15 protein-coding genes are annotated in these 15,886 nt (G+C 64.2%); all 15 read right to left on the bottom strand.

Annotated features, from left to right (window positions below; all coding sequences use genetic code 11):
* Positions 1-92: 92 nt before the first annotated feature.
* The 15 genes from ACRQ5Q_RS26765 to ACRQ5Q_RS26695 all read right to left on the bottom strand — a co-directional run bounded on the left by ACRQ5Q_RS26765 (position 93) and on the right by ACRQ5Q_RS26695 (position 15,800).
* Positions 93-1,160, bottom strand: coding sequence for a UDP-glucuronic acid decarboxylase family protein (locus tag ACRQ5Q_RS26765; RefSeq protein WP_439392871.1), 1,068 nt, complete (start codon positions 1,158-1,160; stop codon positions 93-95).
* Positions 1,161-1,173: 13 nt separating this feature from the next.
* Positions 1,174-2,298, bottom strand: coding sequence for a CgeB family protein (locus ACRQ5Q_RS26760; RefSeq protein WP_439392869.1), 1,125 nt, complete (start codon positions 2,296-2,298; stop codon positions 1,174-1,176).
* Complete coding sequence (locus ACRQ5Q_RS26755; protein WP_439374691.1) at positions 2,295-3,383, bottom strand: CgeB family protein; 1,089 nt, start codon at positions 3,381-3,383, stop codon at positions 2,295-2,297. Before ACRQ5Q_RS26755 ends, ACRQ5Q_RS26760 begins: the two co-directional genes overlap by 4 nt.
* Complete coding sequence (locus ACRQ5Q_RS26750; RefSeq protein ID WP_439392867.1) at positions 3,380-4,510, bottom strand: CgeB family protein; 1,131 nt, start codon at positions 4,508-4,510, stop codon at positions 3,380-3,382. The genes ACRQ5Q_RS26755 and ACRQ5Q_RS26750 overlap by 4 nt, the downstream gene beginning before the upstream one ends.
* A complete protein-coding gene (locus tag ACRQ5Q_RS26745) occupies positions 4,507-5,619 on the bottom strand; it encodes a glycosyltransferase family 4 protein (RefSeq protein ID WP_439392865.1) in 1,113 nt (370 codons plus the stop codon). The genes ACRQ5Q_RS26750 and ACRQ5Q_RS26745 overlap by 4 nt, the downstream gene beginning before the upstream one ends.
* Positions 5,616-6,902: a TIGR04295 family B12-binding domain-containing radical SAM protein gene (locus ACRQ5Q_RS26740; RefSeq protein WP_439392864.1), complete on the bottom strand. Its 1,287-nt coding sequence runs from the start codon at positions 6,900-6,902 to the stop codon at positions 5,616-5,618. The genes ACRQ5Q_RS26745 and ACRQ5Q_RS26740 overlap by 4 nt, the downstream gene beginning before the upstream one ends.
* Positions 6,899-7,963 (bottom strand): NAD-dependent epimerase/dehydratase family protein, encoded by a 1,065-nt coding sequence (locus ACRQ5Q_RS26735; RefSeq protein WP_439392862.1) that lies wholly within the window; start codon positions 7,961-7,963, stop codon positions 6,899-6,901. Before ACRQ5Q_RS26735 ends, ACRQ5Q_RS26740 begins: the two co-directional genes overlap by 4 nt.
* Positions 7,963-9,075 (bottom strand): NAD-dependent epimerase/dehydratase family protein, encoded by a 1,113-nt coding sequence (locus ACRQ5Q_RS26730; protein ID WP_439392860.1) that lies wholly within the window; start codon positions 9,073-9,075, stop codon positions 7,963-7,965. Before ACRQ5Q_RS26730 ends, ACRQ5Q_RS26735 begins: the two co-directional genes overlap by 1 nt.
* Positions 9,076-9,285: 210 nt before the next feature.
* A complete protein-coding gene (locus tag ACRQ5Q_RS26725) occupies positions 9,286-10,491 on the bottom strand; it encodes a phosphopentomutase (RefSeq protein ID WP_439392858.1) in 1,206 nt (401 codons plus the stop codon).
* A complete protein-coding gene (locus ACRQ5Q_RS26720; RefSeq protein WP_439392856.1) occupies positions 10,479-11,432 on the bottom strand; it encodes a beta-xylosidase in 954 nt (317 codons plus the stop codon). Before ACRQ5Q_RS26720 ends, ACRQ5Q_RS26725 begins: the two co-directional genes overlap by 13 nt.
* Positions 11,432-12,196, bottom strand: coding sequence for a TIGR04290 family methyltransferase (locus ACRQ5Q_RS26715; RefSeq protein WP_439392854.1), 765 nt, complete (start codon positions 12,194-12,196; stop codon positions 11,432-11,434). Before ACRQ5Q_RS26715 ends, ACRQ5Q_RS26720 begins: the two co-directional genes overlap by 1 nt.
* A complete protein-coding gene (locus ACRQ5Q_RS26710) occupies positions 12,193-13,002 on the bottom strand; it encodes a sugar phosphate nucleotidyltransferase (RefSeq protein WP_439374700.1) in 810 nt (269 codons plus the stop codon). Before ACRQ5Q_RS26710 ends, ACRQ5Q_RS26715 begins: the two co-directional genes overlap by 4 nt.
* Before the next feature lies 1 nt (position 13,003).
* Positions 13,004-14,107 carry a CgeB family protein gene (locus ACRQ5Q_RS26705; protein ID WP_439392852.1) on the bottom strand — a complete coding sequence of 368 codons (1,104 nt, stop codon included), beginning with the start codon at positions 14,105-14,107 and terminating at the stop codon, positions 13,004-13,006.
* Entirely contained in the window at positions 14,104-14,700 is a 597-nt protein-coding gene (locus ACRQ5Q_RS26700) for a histidine phosphatase family protein (RefSeq protein WP_439374702.1), read from the bottom strand. Before ACRQ5Q_RS26700 ends, ACRQ5Q_RS26705 begins: the two co-directional genes overlap by 4 nt.
* Positions 14,700-15,800 carry an inositol-3-phosphate synthase gene (locus ACRQ5Q_RS26695; protein WP_439392850.1) on the bottom strand — a complete coding sequence of 367 codons (1,101 nt, stop codon included), beginning with the start codon at positions 15,798-15,800 and terminating at the stop codon, positions 14,700-14,702. Before ACRQ5Q_RS26695 ends, ACRQ5Q_RS26700 begins: the two co-directional genes overlap by 1 nt.
* Between the last annotated feature and the right edge of the window lie 86 nt (positions 15,801-15,886).

Genomic DNA, 15,886 nt, shown 5'->3' with positions numbered 1-15,886 from the left:
CGCGGGTAAGCGCCTTCGGTTTGCGACCGGAGGCGGAGCCATCCGTAGAATTCATGGCAGCCCCGCGATCGAGGATCGCATGCGGAGAGGCGTCATTGACCGGAGTCGGCGATGCTCAACTGACTGCGGCCTGCACGCCCCGTTCGGCGCGGTGCGATGGCTCGAACCAGGGCGGGCGACTCGCCCGCGATCCGAAGCGCGAAATAGGCGATCGTCGCCTGTAGACCGTCCTTTAGCGCTACGCGAGGCCGCCAGCCCAGCGCGCGTGCTGCGGTGTCGATTGCCGGTTTGCGGCGCTTCGGATCGTCCTTCGGAAGCGCTTCGAAGCGCACAGGAGAGTTCGACGCAGTGTACGCGAGCACTTCCCGCGCGATGGTCTCGATCGAGACTTCGTGAGGGTTGCCGAGGTTGCATGGCCCGGTTATTGAAGCCGGACTCTCCATCAGGAGCTGGAGCCCGCAAACGAGATCGTCGACGAAGCAAAAGCTCCTGGTCTGCGTGCCGCTGCCATAGATCGTGATGGACTCGCCACGAAGCGCCTGAACAATGAAATTCGAGACGACGCGGCCGTCATTCTCCAACATGCGCGGACCGTAGGTATTGAAGATGCGCGCAACCTTGATCTCGACACCATGGGCACGCTGGTAGTCGAACATCAGCGTTTCCGCCGCTCGCTTGCCCTCGTCGTAGCAGGCACGCGGCCCGATGGGATTGACGTTGCCGAGATAGGATTCCGGCTGGGGATGCACTTCCGGATCGCCGTAGACCTCGCTGGTGGAGGCCTGTAGCACCCGGGCACCTTTGAGGCGCGCAAGTTCGAGCAAGTTGATCGCTCCGAGCACGCAAGTCTTCATCGTGCCGACCGGATCCTTCTGGTAGTGCCGGGGTGATGCGGGACAGGCGAGGCTGTAGATCCGGTCGATGTCGTCGTCGATATCGACGGTTTCGCGGACATCATGCTCGATGAAGCGGAAGTTCGGATGGTTCAGCAACGGCCGGATGTTGTCGATCGTGCCGGTGAACAGGTTGTCGAGGCAGATCACCCGGCTTCCGTGCTGCAGGAGCGCATCGCAGAGATGAGACCCGATGAAGCCGGCCCCCCCGGCGACCAGGACGATCGGGGAGCGCCGGGGGGCCTCGATGCGGGTTTGGAGTGTCATGATCCTTGTCCTTTCAGAGTTCGGCGACCTGCACGGGCCGGCTGGCGGGACGGCGCGCGGATTTGCGGTGGCGTCGCGCGGCCGCTTCGGCGTAGTAGGCCTCGAGCTGCCGAGCCCGGTGCTCGGACGTGTGATCGGCGAGGACGCGCCGGCGCGCGTTCTCCGCGATTGCGAGCCGGCGCTCTTCGGGCATTTCGCGCAGGATCTCGATGACATCGCGCGGGGTTGACGCAAGAAGAATTTCCCGCGACGGCTCGAAGATCGTCTCGATCCCGGGCCATCGGTCGGAAATCACAGGCGTGCCGCAGGCGGCCGCCTCAAACAGCCGGACGCTCGGCGAGAAGCCCAGCACGCGCATGTCGGCGCGGGTCGCATTCAGAGTGAACCGTTGCTCCGCGTAGAACATCGGATGCTGCTTCGGAGCGAGATGCTCGATCCGCACGACATTTTCGGGCCAGTCGATACCTTCGGGATACTGCGCGCCGGCGACGGCGAATTGTTCCGATGGCAGCGTTCGCGCCGGCGACAACAGCAGTTGACCAAGGACGGGTTGCCGGTCCTCGCTGTAGGTGCCGAGATAGCCAAGCGCCCATTTCTTTTTTGCTCGTTGTGGGGCGTAGGCATCGGCGTCTGCGCTGCAATAGAGCACCCGCGCCAGCGGGCTGCCGTAGCGTTGCTGGATCATGTCGGGGACCGGACCTCCGGCAAACGACAAATAGAGATCGAACCGCGGAATCATGGAAGCGGAGAGATAGTCGAGGCCATGGTCGAGTTTTGCCAGTGTGACCGGCGTGTCGATGTCGTAGAAGGCCGTGATGCCTCGTGCATGGCTCGTGACCCATTCGGCGATGGCGATGCCATCGGGTACATAGGAGCCAATGATCACGAGATCGGCGCTCCGAATGAGCTGGCCGAAGCGGAGAGGAACATCCTTCAGCGACTGATAAAGCTCGACCGTCCAGGACGATGGCTTGGTGAGATCGCGATGCTCCCGGTACCAGGCAACGTCGCGTTCCAGGAACGTAACTTTGTGGCCTCGCCGCGCGAGGGCCTCGATCAGAGCGCGATAGGTCGTGGCATGACCATTGCCCCATGACGATGTGACCGAGAGACCGACGACGACGATGCTGAGGTTCATTCTGCTGCCTCGATGCGCGAGTTGCTTCCGACAAAGAGTTGATTGAACTGGCGGGCGCGATGCCGATAGGTGTGTTGGCTCAGGATGCGAGCGCGGGCACGGCTCGCAATCGCGGCGGCGCGATCGATGCTGAGGGCGCCGAGCTGGCTGGCCACCTCGGCTCCATTTGCGGCCACCAGCACTTCGCGATCCGGCTCGAGGAAGTGGTCGATGCCATCCCATTGATCGGTGATCAGGCAGGCGCCGGCTCCGATGGCTTCGAACACCCGCGTCGGCGGCGAGAAGCCGTAGCGCGCCATGCTGTCGCGATTGACGTTGAGCGTGGCAAGCCCGGAGCCGAAGAATGCATTGTGGTCGCCGGTGCCGACGTGGCCGACCTTGCGGAGATTGATCGTCGCGTTCTTGGTCTCCCAGCCGGAGCCGCCCAGCACGAACGCCTTGTTTGGCAGCTCGCGTGCGACATCGAGAAAGAAATGTTCGACGCGCTGTTCGCGGTCGGGCAGGCGATTTGCCAGGAGGCTGAGGTCGCAGAGGAAGTCCTGTCTGGGCGGAGCAGGAAAATGGGTCTCGGGATCGAGCGCGTTGTAGATCGGCACGCAGTCGCGCGCACCAATGGCGCGGTAAGCCACTACGACGCCATCGCCGCCACCATAGGTCAGGACGATGTCGTAGGATGGAATCGCGCCTCGCAGATGATGCCCCGGATCGGCCGCCATGGCTTCGAGCGTAGCGGGGGCATCCACGTCCCAGTAGATCCGCATGGTTCGCGAGGGCAGGGCTGCGACCGCGAGCTCCAGCTCGCGATCGAAGACGCCGACGCCGCTGGCCTTGATCAGCATGTCGGCCGATCGCGCGGCCTCATCGAGCGAGCCACGCCAGCCGTCCGCCGTCGCGGGGTAGACGACGACCCTGGCCCAGTCGGGATCGGCGATGTCGCGATGGGCCTGCCGCTCGAAGGCGTCGGGCTCGAAGAAAGTGATGTCGTGTCCGAGCGCCGCAATCTGCTTGAGCATGCCGCGATAATAGGTGGCGGCACCGTTCCAGTAGGACGAGACGAGGCTGGATCCGAAGAAGCAGATCTTCATGCGGAGGCTCCGATGTATCGCAGAGGCCGTGACGAGCTGTCCGTCGCGCGGATAGACTCGACGATGCCCACAAGCTGTTGCGCGCGGTGCCGGCAGGTATGGCGCTCCCGGATGGTCCGCAGCCCCGTCTCTACCAGGGCGGCGGACAGCTCCCGATCGTCGAGGACGGCGCGCAGCGCGCGCTTCATCTCGGCGCCGTTGGCGGCTCGAAGATAGGCACCCTCCGGAAACAGACCTTCCGCATCGGACCAGGGAGCCGATACCAGGGGGATGCCGCAGGCGAGCGCCTCGAACACGCGGATGGTGGGGATTCCCGGGAGGGACCGCACATAGGGGCCGCGCGGAACATGGATGGTCGCGCGGGCGCCGGCGAAGGCGACCGGTGCCCAGTGTGCCGGCAGCCAGCCCCCGTGGCGGATGCCTGCGGCCAGGATGGTCTGGAGGGCCGCATCGGAATAACGCACGCCATAGAGGCTTGCGCGCAGCTTCAGCTCGGCGACCGGGTCGATGAGAAATTCGCTGAGCTCGGCGCTGCGTTCGCCGTCGCCCCAATTGCCGATCCAGACCAGATCCTCGGTACATTCGACATTCGGCAGAGGATGGTACATCGCGAGGTCGGCACCCTCGTGCCATGTGTAGGCCCGATCGCCCCAGCCGAGCTTCACGTAGATCTGGCGAAGAACCTCGCCGAAGGCCAGCACGCCGTCGAATGCATCGAGGTCGAACTGCGCAAGTTCGTCCGGCGCGGTAACCGCGCGGTGATGGGTGTCGTGGAACAGCAGTGTGAAGGGAGCGCCGTGCGCGCGCCTATGTCCGATCTGCTCGAACACGTCAGGCGAATTCCACTCATGCACGACGACGAGATCGGCCCCTTCCAGCGCTTCGTCGAAGTCGAGCGAGGCGTCATAGCGGCGAATCGAGACGCCGGGGAAAAGCTGGCCGATGTCCTGCAGCGCCTCGCTGCCGCTCTCTCGAATGGCATTGAGCCGGCTCCAGCCGTCGATCGGCTCGAACACGACGACGTCGTGACCCAGCGCGCGAAGCTCGCGGGCATAGCCGCGCAGGAAGTGCGCGTTGCCATTGTTCCAGCAGGAGCTGAACGCGTGGTAGAACAGGACACATCTCATGCGCGCACCTCCATCCGGCCAGCTTGGGGTGACGCGCGATCGGAGGCGAGCAGCCCTTCGTAGAGCTTCAGATAGCCGCTGGTCGTTCGCGCCAGCGAATAGGTCAGGGAATGTTCGTAGGCGGCACGTTGCAGACGCGTCCTTTCGAGGTTATCCGCGCAGAGAGCAGAGAGAGCTTTGTGCAGTGCCTGACTGTCAGTGGGATCGAAGAACAGCGCGGCTCCGCGCCACAGCTCCCGGAACGTTGGAATGTCCGACAGCACGAGCGCGCAGCCGGCGGCGGCTGCCTCGAGCACGGAAAGGCCGAATGGCTCGTAGAGGGCCGGACTTACAAAGATCGCGGCATGCTGGAGATGCCCACGCAAGGCGCTGTGCGGCAATTGACCGAGCCAGGTGAGGCCACTTGGCGAATCCGCACCGGCGGGGCCTGCGACCTGAATCGGCCAGCCCAGCCCCGGTGCCGCCGCCGCCAGCACTCCGATATTCTTGGCGCGATCCCAGAGCCGGCCGGCTGCGAAGATCAACTCTCGCTTTCGGCACGGAGAGCCTCCGGCAGCAATGCCGTTCCAGATCACGGCTCCGGGTGAGCGGGGCTGATAGATCCCCATGATGTCGTCGTGGAAGGACCGGCTCGGGCAGACCCAGGCGTGCGTGTTGTCGAGTGCCGCGGCGACCTGTTCCGTATAGCGCGTCCATCGTGGCTCGACGAGCCAGGCCGTATCGCGGCATGCCAGCGCCCAAGAGTTGACGCAGGAATGTGCCACGAGAACGGTCGGCGCGCGCCATGCGAGGGTGGCCTCTCGGAAACTGTTGAGATGGACGATGTCGGGCCGGATTCGCGCTTCAACCCTGGCGAAGACGCGGCCGGCGTTGGCGAAATCACGGCCTTCAGGGTCCTGCCATTCCAGGGCAAGGTTCGTGTCGATCAGGTGAACTCGGGAGCCGCGCAGCATCTCACGTTGATCGGCGCTTGCCGGCGGGCCCATTGTCGCGAGGGTGACGTCGGCACCGGAGGCGACGAGGCTCGAGGCGAGACCGCAGGAATAGGTCCACACGCCTCCCACGGCGTCGGTCGTCATCAGGATTCGGATATGCGACGGGCGGCTCATGACGCCACCGGATGTTCGAGGGCGTCGAGCGGCATCGGCCGATCGTTCTGGACGTCGCTGAACTGATCGAACACCCCGAGGTAATGCCGGTGCGCGCGCTCCCAGGCGAAATCGTCCGCCTCGCCCCAGAGCTTTCGGTAGTCCGGCGAGCCGGGATAGGGGTAGAGCGGGACCGGATCATTGGCCCAGATGCCGGCATCCTGCATCTTGTGGCGCCAGCGCTGCACCACGGGGTCGTCGTCCTCAGGCACCTCGATCAGATTGGCCTGGACGAAGGGAACGTGGCGGCGGGCTTCGACCAGGCGGTCGGCGAGCTGGTCGGTGGTCATCCTGCAGTTCTTGGCGAGCGCGGCGCGCCCCTCGACGGTGAGACTCTCGATCCCGGCTTCGATCGAGACGCAGCCGGCGCGGCCGAGTAGAGCGAGCATGTCCGGCTTCCACAGATCGATGCGCGTCTGCACGCCGAACTTCAGCCCACGCGTGCTCAGACCCTCCAGCAGCTCGGGATTGGGGAGGAAGATCTCGTCGATGAAATAGACATATGCGACGCCTTGTCCCCGCAGGCGATCAATCTCATCAAGAATGATCGAGGGCGGCCTCTTGCGATAGGTATTGCGAAAATTCTCCTTGGCGCAGAACGTGCAATTGTATGGGCATCCCCGCGACGCCTCGACCTCCGCTCCGCGCCCCACCGGCTCGGCCTCGAAACGGTGATGATGGTGACGATGACGCCGGATCATCTCGTCCGGCCAGTCGAGAGCCGGTTGATCCCTGAAGTCGACGGCCTGCGGGCCGCCATTGATCCGGATCGAGGCACCGTCCGCAAAGCACAGGCCGGGAAAGTCCCGCTGGCCATTTGCCAGGCGCAGCAAGGATGCTTCGCATTCGCCCATCACGATGATGTCGACGGCGAGCTTCTTGAGCGCCGCGCGCGGGGTCGTCGAGCCGTGCGGGCCGACCGCGACCAGGGTCGGTGCAAGATCCCGCACCGCCAGTGCAAGTTCCTGCGGAACGCGCAATTCCGGCGGTGCGCAGCGCCAGAACAGGTAGGTCGGGGCTGTCGTGATGACGATCAGGTCGGGGCTGAACGCGCGTAGCTCTGCTTCTATGTCCTGGAATGACAGATCGAACATGTGTGCATCGAGCAGCAGCGTCCGATGCCCGGCCGCCTTCAGGTAATGCTCGGAGATCCCGAGCTCGAGCGGAAGGTGGGGGGACCGGCAGCCGAAGTAGATGCTGCCGCGAAAATCCCAGTTCGGGTTGATGAGGGCCACGCGCGTCATGCGAGAGCCTCGCGGCTGCCGTGAGCTGCTCCGAAGCGCGTGTCCAGCCAGGCGTGGAGAGAGCGAAGGCCCTCGGTGACGGGGACCTGCGGCGACCATCCGAGCGCCGTCGACAGCGCACGCGTGTCGGTGACGTACCAGGGCTGATCGCCCGGACGCCAATCGGCAAAGCGGTAAGTGACCTCGCGGCCGGTCAATTCCGCAATGTGGTCGATGAGCTCGCGAAGGCTGACCGCATTCGCGGGGCCGCCACCCAGGTTGAACACGCGTCCGCGCGCGAGCGCGATCCGGTCGAGCACTGCGAGCCAGGCAGTGGCTGCATCAGACACATGCAAGGCGTCGCGAACCTGATAACCGTCTCCGTAGATCGTCAGCGGCCTGCCGCCGATCGCGCTCAGCAGGAAGTGCGCGATCCAGCCCTGATCTTCGGTGCCGAATTGGCGCGGCCCGTAGATGCAGCTCATGCGCATCACTACGGTCTGGAGTCCATAGACGCGCGCATAGTCATGAACATATTGATCTGCGGTGCCCTTGGAGCAACCGTAGGGGCTGTAGAAATCGAGCGGCGCGTTCTCGGAAATGCCCCCCGCCAGCAGGGCATTTGTGGGCGTATAACGGCGGCCAGTGAGCGCGATCTCGCTGTCCTCGATCAGGCGGCCGTAGACCTTGTTGGTGGACGCGAACAAGACCGGGGCGGTGCTGTTGTGCAGCCGAACCGCTTCGAGCACATTCAGGGTACCGCGTGCGTTGATCTCGAAATCGGCCGCCGGGTCGCTCACGCTGTCGGTGACGGCGACCTGGGCCGCCAGATGCAGCACGGCGCGGGCTTCACACACGGCATCGATCACGGGAATCGGCTCGCGAATGTCGGCCACCGTAATGGTGACGAGATCGCCATATCTGGACTTCAGCCATTGCGCGTTCTCGCGCACGCCGGCACGGGCCAGATTGTCCAACACCAGGACACGCTCGCCGCGGTTTGCCAGCCGGTCGGCAAGATTGCAGCCGATGAAGCCGCAGCCGCCGGTGATCAGGACGGGCCTGTCGTCTCGCTCATTCATCACGCAACCAATCCTCGTTGCAGCAGTTCCTGGGTCGCACGCTCGGCCTGGTCATCGGCGATTTGATCCGCGAGATATTCGGCGAGCTCCTCGAGGCCGTCCTTGAACGCCACGTGCGGCTCGAAGCCGAGGAGATCGCGCGATTTGCCGATGTCCGCGAAGCAGTGCCTGATGTCGCCTGCGCGGTACTTTCGCGTGATTTCGGGCGCGATATCGCTGCGGCCCATGACCTCGGCAAGGTCCTCCGCGACCGACAGGATGGTCCGGCTTTGGCCCGAGCCGACGTTGAACACATCCTGCGCATGCTGCGCTTCCAGCGCAATGCGGCAGGCCCGAGCGACGTCGTGCACGTGAACGAAGTCGCGCCGTTGCTCGCCGTCCTCGAACACGAGCGGCGGCCGTCCGTTGAGCAGCCGTGCGGCAAAGATCGCGAGCACGCCTGTGTATGGATTCGAGAGCGCCTGGCGCGGACCGAACACGTTGAAGAAGCGCAGCGCTACTGTCGGGATTCCATAAGCCTTGCCGGTGATCAGGCACATGCGTTCTTGCACAAACTTGTTCAGGGCATATACGGAGCTGAGCGAGGGCAGTTTGCTTTCCGGCGTGGCCACAGGATTGAGCGGATGGCCTGCCGTGTCATGCAAGTCCCATTCACCTCTGCGCAGCTGCTCGATCGACCGTTCGTCGCAGGCGACGACGCTTTGATCCGGTCTGCGATAGAGGCCTTCGCCGTAGATGCTCATGGAGGAGGCGACCACCAGTCGCTCGACCGGGCGCCTGGACAGCGCCTGGAGGAGGACGGCGGTGCCGAGCTCGTTCGTCCGCACGTAAGGCTCGATGTCGTACATGCTCTGGCCGACGCCGACGGCCGAAGCAAGATGCAGGACCATGTCGGCACCGCGCAGGGCATGCTCGACGGCGAGACCGTCGGTGACGTCACCGATGATGAGCTCGGCGTCGCGGGCGAGATAGGAGGGGCGCTGGCGGTTGGCGCCGTGGACCTGTGGCGACAGATTGTCGAGCAGACGGACTTCGTAGCCGGCGGCGAGCAGCACATCCGTTGCATGAGAGCCGATGAAGCCCGCGCCACCTGTAATCAATACCCGCGTCATTCACCGCTCCGTCCAACGGTAAGACCGACCCGTTCGGGGTCAATCCGTGATGTGAGGTGAAGCGCGCTTACTGAGTGGTCGGACGACCCGCGCGCCGGTCACGTTTGGAGTCAGAAGCGATGCAAGGAATGTTCGTTCCTCGAAAATGTACAAACGAATATTTCTCTAACCTGGATCTATAACCCAGGTGAATCGGCGCGCTGCCGCCGGCTAGAAATGCGCGCCGTGCAGGGCTGCGGGCAGGCCGAGATGCCTTGCCGCGGTGGCGCCGATGTCGGCAAAGCCGGTACGGGGGCCGATTGGCAAAGATGATTGCGTCGACCAGGCCAGGATCGGTATCTGCTCGCGGGTGTGATCGGTGCCGCTCCAGGTTGGATCGCAGCCGTGATCCGCTGTGATGATCAGAAGATCACTGCTTCGCAGGCGGGACAGCAACTCCGGGAGGCGATCATCGAAGGCTTCGAGTGCCGCGGCATAGCCGGACACGTCGCGCCGATGGCCATAGAGTGTGTCGAAATCGATGAAGTTGGCGAACAGCAATCCTCCGTCCGCCAGGCTCGCCAGCCCTTTCAGTGTGGCATCGAACAGCGCCATGTTGCCGTCGCCGCGCATGTTTCGGCCGGTCGCGCGATGGGCGAAGATGTCGTCGATCTTGCCGATTGTCACGATGTCACGACCGTCGCTTGCGGCGAGGTCAAGCATGGTGGTTCCGGGCGGCGGTACCGAAAAGTCGCGGCGGTGCGCCGTCCGCTTGAAGTCCCTCGCGCCTGTGCCGATGAACGGCCTGGCGATCACGCGGCCGATGTTGAGGGGATCGATCAGCCGCCTTGCAATCGCGCAGATCTCGTAGAGACGTTCGAGGCCGAAAGTCTGCTCATGCGCGGCGATCTGGAACACGCTGTCGGCGGACGTGTAGCAGATCGGCATCCCCGTCTGCATGTGACGCTCGCCGAACTCGGCAATGATCTCGGTCCCGGAGGCGTGGCAGTCTCCGAGGATTCCCGGCAATCCCGCTTGCTCGCAGAAGGCCTTCGTCAAATCCGCGGGAAAGCACGGTGCCGTGCGCGGGAAATAGCCCCAGTCGAACGGAACGGGTACCCCGGCGATCTCCCAATGGCCCGAAGGCGTATCCTTGCCCTTCGAAATCTCGCTGGCGCATCCGAATTGCCGCTGCTGCGCCTGACCCTCCAGCCCCGGCGGTACGCGCCCCGTGGCGAGGCGGGAGGCCTCCCCGAGGCCCAGCGCCACGAGATTGGGAAGCCGGAGCGGACCACTGCGTGCGCTGCCGTCGGCATGGCCGGCCATGCAGGCTTGCGCGATGTGACCGACCGTGTCGGCGCCGTCGTCGCCGTAGCGGGCAGCATCCGGCGCGCCGCCGATGCCGACGGAATCCATCACCAGGATCAGGGCACGCATGTTGGCTCTCTGATGGGAGGATCAGCCGAAGCTGGGGAGGATGCAAGACCGGTTCTCGTACAGTATCGATCGACCATCGACGCGCAGAAATCGGCAAATTCGTTGACGTCGAGCGGCGGGCTGGTGTGATGGGGCTGGACGCCCCGATGCTCGGGCGTGAAGCAGAACGTGACCGTAACCTGGAACTCGGCCAACGCCTCCATCTGCCGATCGAACCAGTCGAGCGCATTGGGACGGAAGCTGTCGGCCCATGACAGACCGGTCCGCAAGTGAGTCACGCCCAGCCGACGCATCCAGTGCACCGCGTCGTGCAGGCGATGATCCTCGAAGTGGAACCACTGGCACAGGCCCATGGCGGGCGCATAGGCGCCGAACAGATCGGAGGCCGCCTTGGGCGTGCCGTCCTCGCGCAGCAGGCCCATGTGGAAATGCCTGTAGTAGGAGGAGCCTTCGGCTTCCTTGTGCCGCGTCGTTGCTTCCCAGGCAGAGGGAAGGTCATAAAGACTGTACCAATGGATGCGCGGGGCACGGCCGATCAGCAGCTCGGCGGTGCGTGACAGGCCCCAGGCTTGCACCTCTTCGGCGCCGAAGGAGGAGACGCCGACCTCCGTCACCCACACGGGCAGGGTGGTGACCGCCTTGATCTCCTCGAGCTTGGCCGGCCACTCGCCGATCTGCCAGAGGTTCCAGTCAAGCGGAAACCCGTGCACGGCGACCGCATCGAAATGGTCGAGCACGCCGCGGCTCTGCATGTTGCGCATGAAGGATGGATCAATCGGTGAGATGCCGCCGAGCACGATGGGCAGTGCGGGACGCGTATTGCGGATCGCCTTGCCGGCGGCGGTCGCAAGGTTTGCGAACATGGCCCAGTCGGGATCGATCAGGAGATCCCAGTGCGACTTGTTGTTCGGCTCGTTCCAGATCTTGGCGGCTTCGATCATCAGCTCGTGCTCCGGGATGGATAGACGGGACCATCGATTTGAGGCCGCTCGGCGCGCTTGCAGAGATAGACTTCCTCTTCCGGATGCGCAGTGATGGCAAAGCCGGCGCTGCGCAGCATGGCTTCGACGCAGGCCCGGTTCGGCACCCACCAGTTGGTGGGATCGTCGGCATATTTGTGCTCGATGAAGTGCAGCCTGGGATAGCCGGCGCAATCGAACTGGTCGGTGGTCCAGAAATCGTAGTTCTTGTCGATCACGTCGACATGGCTGGCGCCCCGCTGCATCGATTGGAACAGCAGGAGATCCCTGGCAACGTGCTCGTGGATGAGATCCAGCGCCAGCAGCGGATGACGCAAGTGATAGAGCACGCCCATGAAGATCACGAGATCGAATTTTTCGCGGAGCTGTCCCACATCATAGGCCGACATCTTGCGAAATTCGATCCTGAGACCGTTCACGTCGGCGGCGAAGCGGGCCTGTGCCAGGTACTCCTCGTCGGTGTCGAGCCCAAGCACGCGCTCCGCGCCTCGCCGCTTCATCTCCATGGCATAGAAGCCGGCATTGCAGCCGATGTCGAGCACGGTCTGGCCCTCGAGGCGATCCGGGATGATTCCCGAGAAGCGCCGCCATTTCACATTGGGATAGTCGCCAAGGAAGTGGGTGGGGGCGGTCTGCACGCCGTTGAGGTCGAGGTTGTGAAACCACGGGCCGAGCGCGTCGACACGCCTGCGGATTTCCTCACGCGTGAGCAGCGCTCCAGTCATGCAGTCGCTCCATTGTCCATTGCATGGGTCGGTCGAGCCCCATCGGATGAGGCGCCGGCCCGCGACCGCGACCGCCCTTCGGTGCCGGTGCTTTCCGCGAGAAGAGCCATCGCGGTGCGATAGCCGTCGACGGTCCCGACATCGACATAGGATTCGCCTGCCTTGATCCCGATCCCGACGGCGCCTGCCTGGAGATAGGCGTTGACCAGCGTCCCAAAATACTCGTCGCGTCGATCTCGTTGGTTCCAGAGCGCGTGCAATTCGCGAAAGCCCGTGGCCGACATTCGGAATGCACCCCAGATCCACCGCGACGTTGGATTCGGCTGCTTGACCTGGATCTCCCGCACGCTGTCGCCATCGAGCACGACGGCGTCGAAGAATTCCGGGCGCTCGACGGGAAAGAGCAGGAAGGAGAGGTCCGCATCGGGCAAGGCCTGCAAAGCGGCTTTTGGAAACCAGACGGTGTCGGGCAGGCCGACGACGACGTCTTCATCATGGCCAACGACGGTGCCGGCCCTGAAGACGGCGTCGCACAGGCCGGAGGCGTCGGGTTGGACGACATAGGCGAGCTGGGCGCTGCCGTAGTGATCGCCGAAATATTCGAGAATGTCGGACTTGCCCGGTGAGATCACGAAGCAGATCTTGTCCGCGCCGCCGAGGATCAGGCGCTCCAGCAGATACTCGGAGACCGCGCAGGGACGCTCCGTGCCATCGTCGCGCCGGCTGCCGACGGGCAACAGCTCCTTGGAAAAAGCCAGCGGCTGGATACGACTGCCGCGGCCCGCGGCCGGAACGATGCCCCACATGTCAGGCCTCCTCGGATTGCTGGGGACGCGCGCCGCTGGATTCCGCCTGCTCGAGCAGCGCGGCCAGCTCGCGCGCGCGTTTGTCGGATGTGTGCTGATCCATCGTCCGCTCATAGGCGCCCCTGGCGATGGACTGGAGGTCTGAGTTCGACATCGCCAACGCGGCCAAAGTGTCCTGTTCATCGCGGGCGATCAGGATCTGCCTGCCGGGCGAGAAGAACTCTTCGATGCCCGGCCAGCCATCGCTCAGGAGCGGGACGCCGCAGGCCGCCGCCTCGAACAGACGGCCGGAGGGGCACCAACCCATCTCCGCCATGGCTTTGCGCGTCACGTTGAGCGTCAGGCGCGAGGACGCAAAGAAGGGCGCATGCTCCGATGGCGGCAGATGTCGCACGAAGTAGATGTTGGGCGACCACGGAAAATCGTCAGGATATTGCGCTCCACCGATCAGGAAACGCAGGTCTTGCCTGGCTCGTGCCGGCTCGACGAATAGCGCCTCGAGCCCGCGCCGCCGGTCTTCGGAGTAGGTGCCGAGATAGGACAGATCCGCGCGATAGTGCGGCTCGGGCGGCACCGGGCGGTGAATATCGCTATCGACGTGGCCGTACAGGGGACGCACGTCGCGGGCCCCAAGCCGGTCGCGAAACTCCTGGACGACGCGTGGTCCGCCGGTGAAGCTGAGGACGAGCGCGAAGTCGCGTAGACCTCGCGGACCGATGTAAGGAACGGATTCTCCCGCCATGAGCCGCGCCAGCGTGATCGGGGTATCCAGATCATAGAAGATGGGTAGGGCACGCCCTTCAGACATGATCAGATCGGTCGCCGCAATTGCGTCGGGACAGTACGACGTCACGATCGCAACATCGGCATCCGCGATGTCATTGCGGGCGAGGGAGCGGGTCTCCTCCCAATTCGAAAAAAGCCGCAGCTGCCCACCGGGCAACTCGTTGAAGTCCCGGGCACCGGCATAATAGGGCACGTCGCGCTCGTAGAAGACGACGATGTGGCCGAGACGCGTCAGATGCTTGCAGAGGCCGCGCCACAGGGTTGCGTGGCCGTTGCCCCAGGAGGAGGAGATGGTCAGGCCGAAAATGACGATCTTCACGCCGGCACCCGCTGGTTGATCCCGGTGATCCTGAAACCGCGTCGATCCGCACTGAGGGTGCTGACACTTGAGGGGTCGATCTTGATCGAAAGAAAGTCGTCGAGCCGCATGCGCGCGTAGTGCAGCAGCGCCGCGCGAATGGGCTCGGCGTGGCTGATTGCGATCACCGAGTCTGCAAGAGGATCAGAGCGAAGTTGCTGCAGATGGCGGACAACGCGATTCTGTAGCGAACGCATGCTCTCGCCTCCGGGCGGTCGAGTGGTGCCGCGGCGGCTGTTCCAGCGTGACCATTGCGGATCCTCGCCGAGCTCCTCGAAAGACCGGCCGGTCCATTCGCCATAATCGAGCTCGTCGAGAGCAGGAACGATCTCGACAGGCAATCCGAATCGCGCGGCCAGAATGCTGGCCGATTGGATGCAGCGCTTCTGCGGGCTCGACTGGATCAGCGACGGCCGGGGGCGGAGGTTGGCTGCACAACGGGCGATCTCCTCGCAGCCGAGGTCGTCGAGCGTGACGCCGCTCGTTCGGCCGCACAGCGTGCGACCGAGCAGGGCATGGTGACCGTGACGCACGAGATGAATGATCCTCGCCATCAGCTGTACACCTTGTCGTCGATGAAGGCGCGCGTCCGCCGGCCGGCCTCCTCATCGGTGAACTGCTGTGGCGGCGATTTCATGAAGTAGCTGGAGGGACCGGTCAGGGCGCCGCCCTGACCGCGATCCATCGCGAGTTTTGCGCAGCGGACGGCGTCGATCACCACGCCCGCCGAGTTCGGGGAGTCCCAGACCTCGAGCTTCACCTCGGCGCTCAAGGGCACGCCGCCAAACGTCGTGCCTTCGAGCCGGATGAAGGCGAGTTTGCGGTCGGTCAGCCAGGGGACATGGTCGCTTGGGCCGACGTGAATGTTATCGGGGTCCATCGGGACGTCGAACTGACTGGTGACGGCCTGCGTCTTGGAGATCTTCTTGGAGGTCAATCGCTCGCGTTCGAGCATGTTCTTGAAATCGGTGTTGCCGCCGACATTGAGCTGATAAGTGCGGTCCAACCGCACGCCGCGGTCGCGAAACAGATTGGCGAGAACGCGGTGCAGGATGGTGGCGCCGACCTGGCTCTTGATATCGTCGCCGACGATCGGGAGGCCCGCGTCCTCGAACCGCCGCCGCCAGTCCGGATGGGATGCGATGAAGACGGGAATGCAATTGACGTAGCCGCAGCCGGCTTCGATCGCGCGCGCCGCATACCACTCGCTTGCGCGCTGGGAGCCGACAGGCAGGTAGGACACCAGCACGTCGGTTCGTGACGTCGCCAGGACCTCGGAAACATCCGCCTCCGGGACTTCGGCGACCGGAACGTCATCCTCGAGATAGTGCCCGATGCCGTCCATGACCGGGCCGCGCTGTACGATCACGCCGGTCTGATCCACGTCTGCGAAACGATGCGTGTTGTTCGGCTTGGCAAAGATGGCATCGGCGACGTCGCGCCCGACCTTGGCGGCATTGACGTCGAAGGCCGACGCGATCTGGATATCGCTGATGTGGTACCCGCCGAGATCGACGTTCATCAGGCCGGGCACCGGCTCGTTCGACTTGGCATTTCGATAGTAGGTGAGACCTTGGACGAAGGAGCTTGCGCAGTTGCCGACGCCGACGATGCCGACGCGCACGCGGCGCCTGTCCTGAAGACGGGAATGCATGGACGAAAACCTCCGGGAAGACGCGGGGCGTCAGCGTAAGTAGGTCGGCGAACGTGCCGGAAGGTATGTTCGTTCCTGTATTGGAG

It is taken from the genome of Bradyrhizobium sp. PMVTL-01, assembly GCF_051861855.1.
Classification (GTDB): Bacteria; Pseudomonadota; Alphaproteobacteria; order Rhizobiales; family Xanthobacteraceae; genus Bradyrhizobium.
This window is presented reverse-complemented; position numbering and strand designations above follow the sequence as displayed.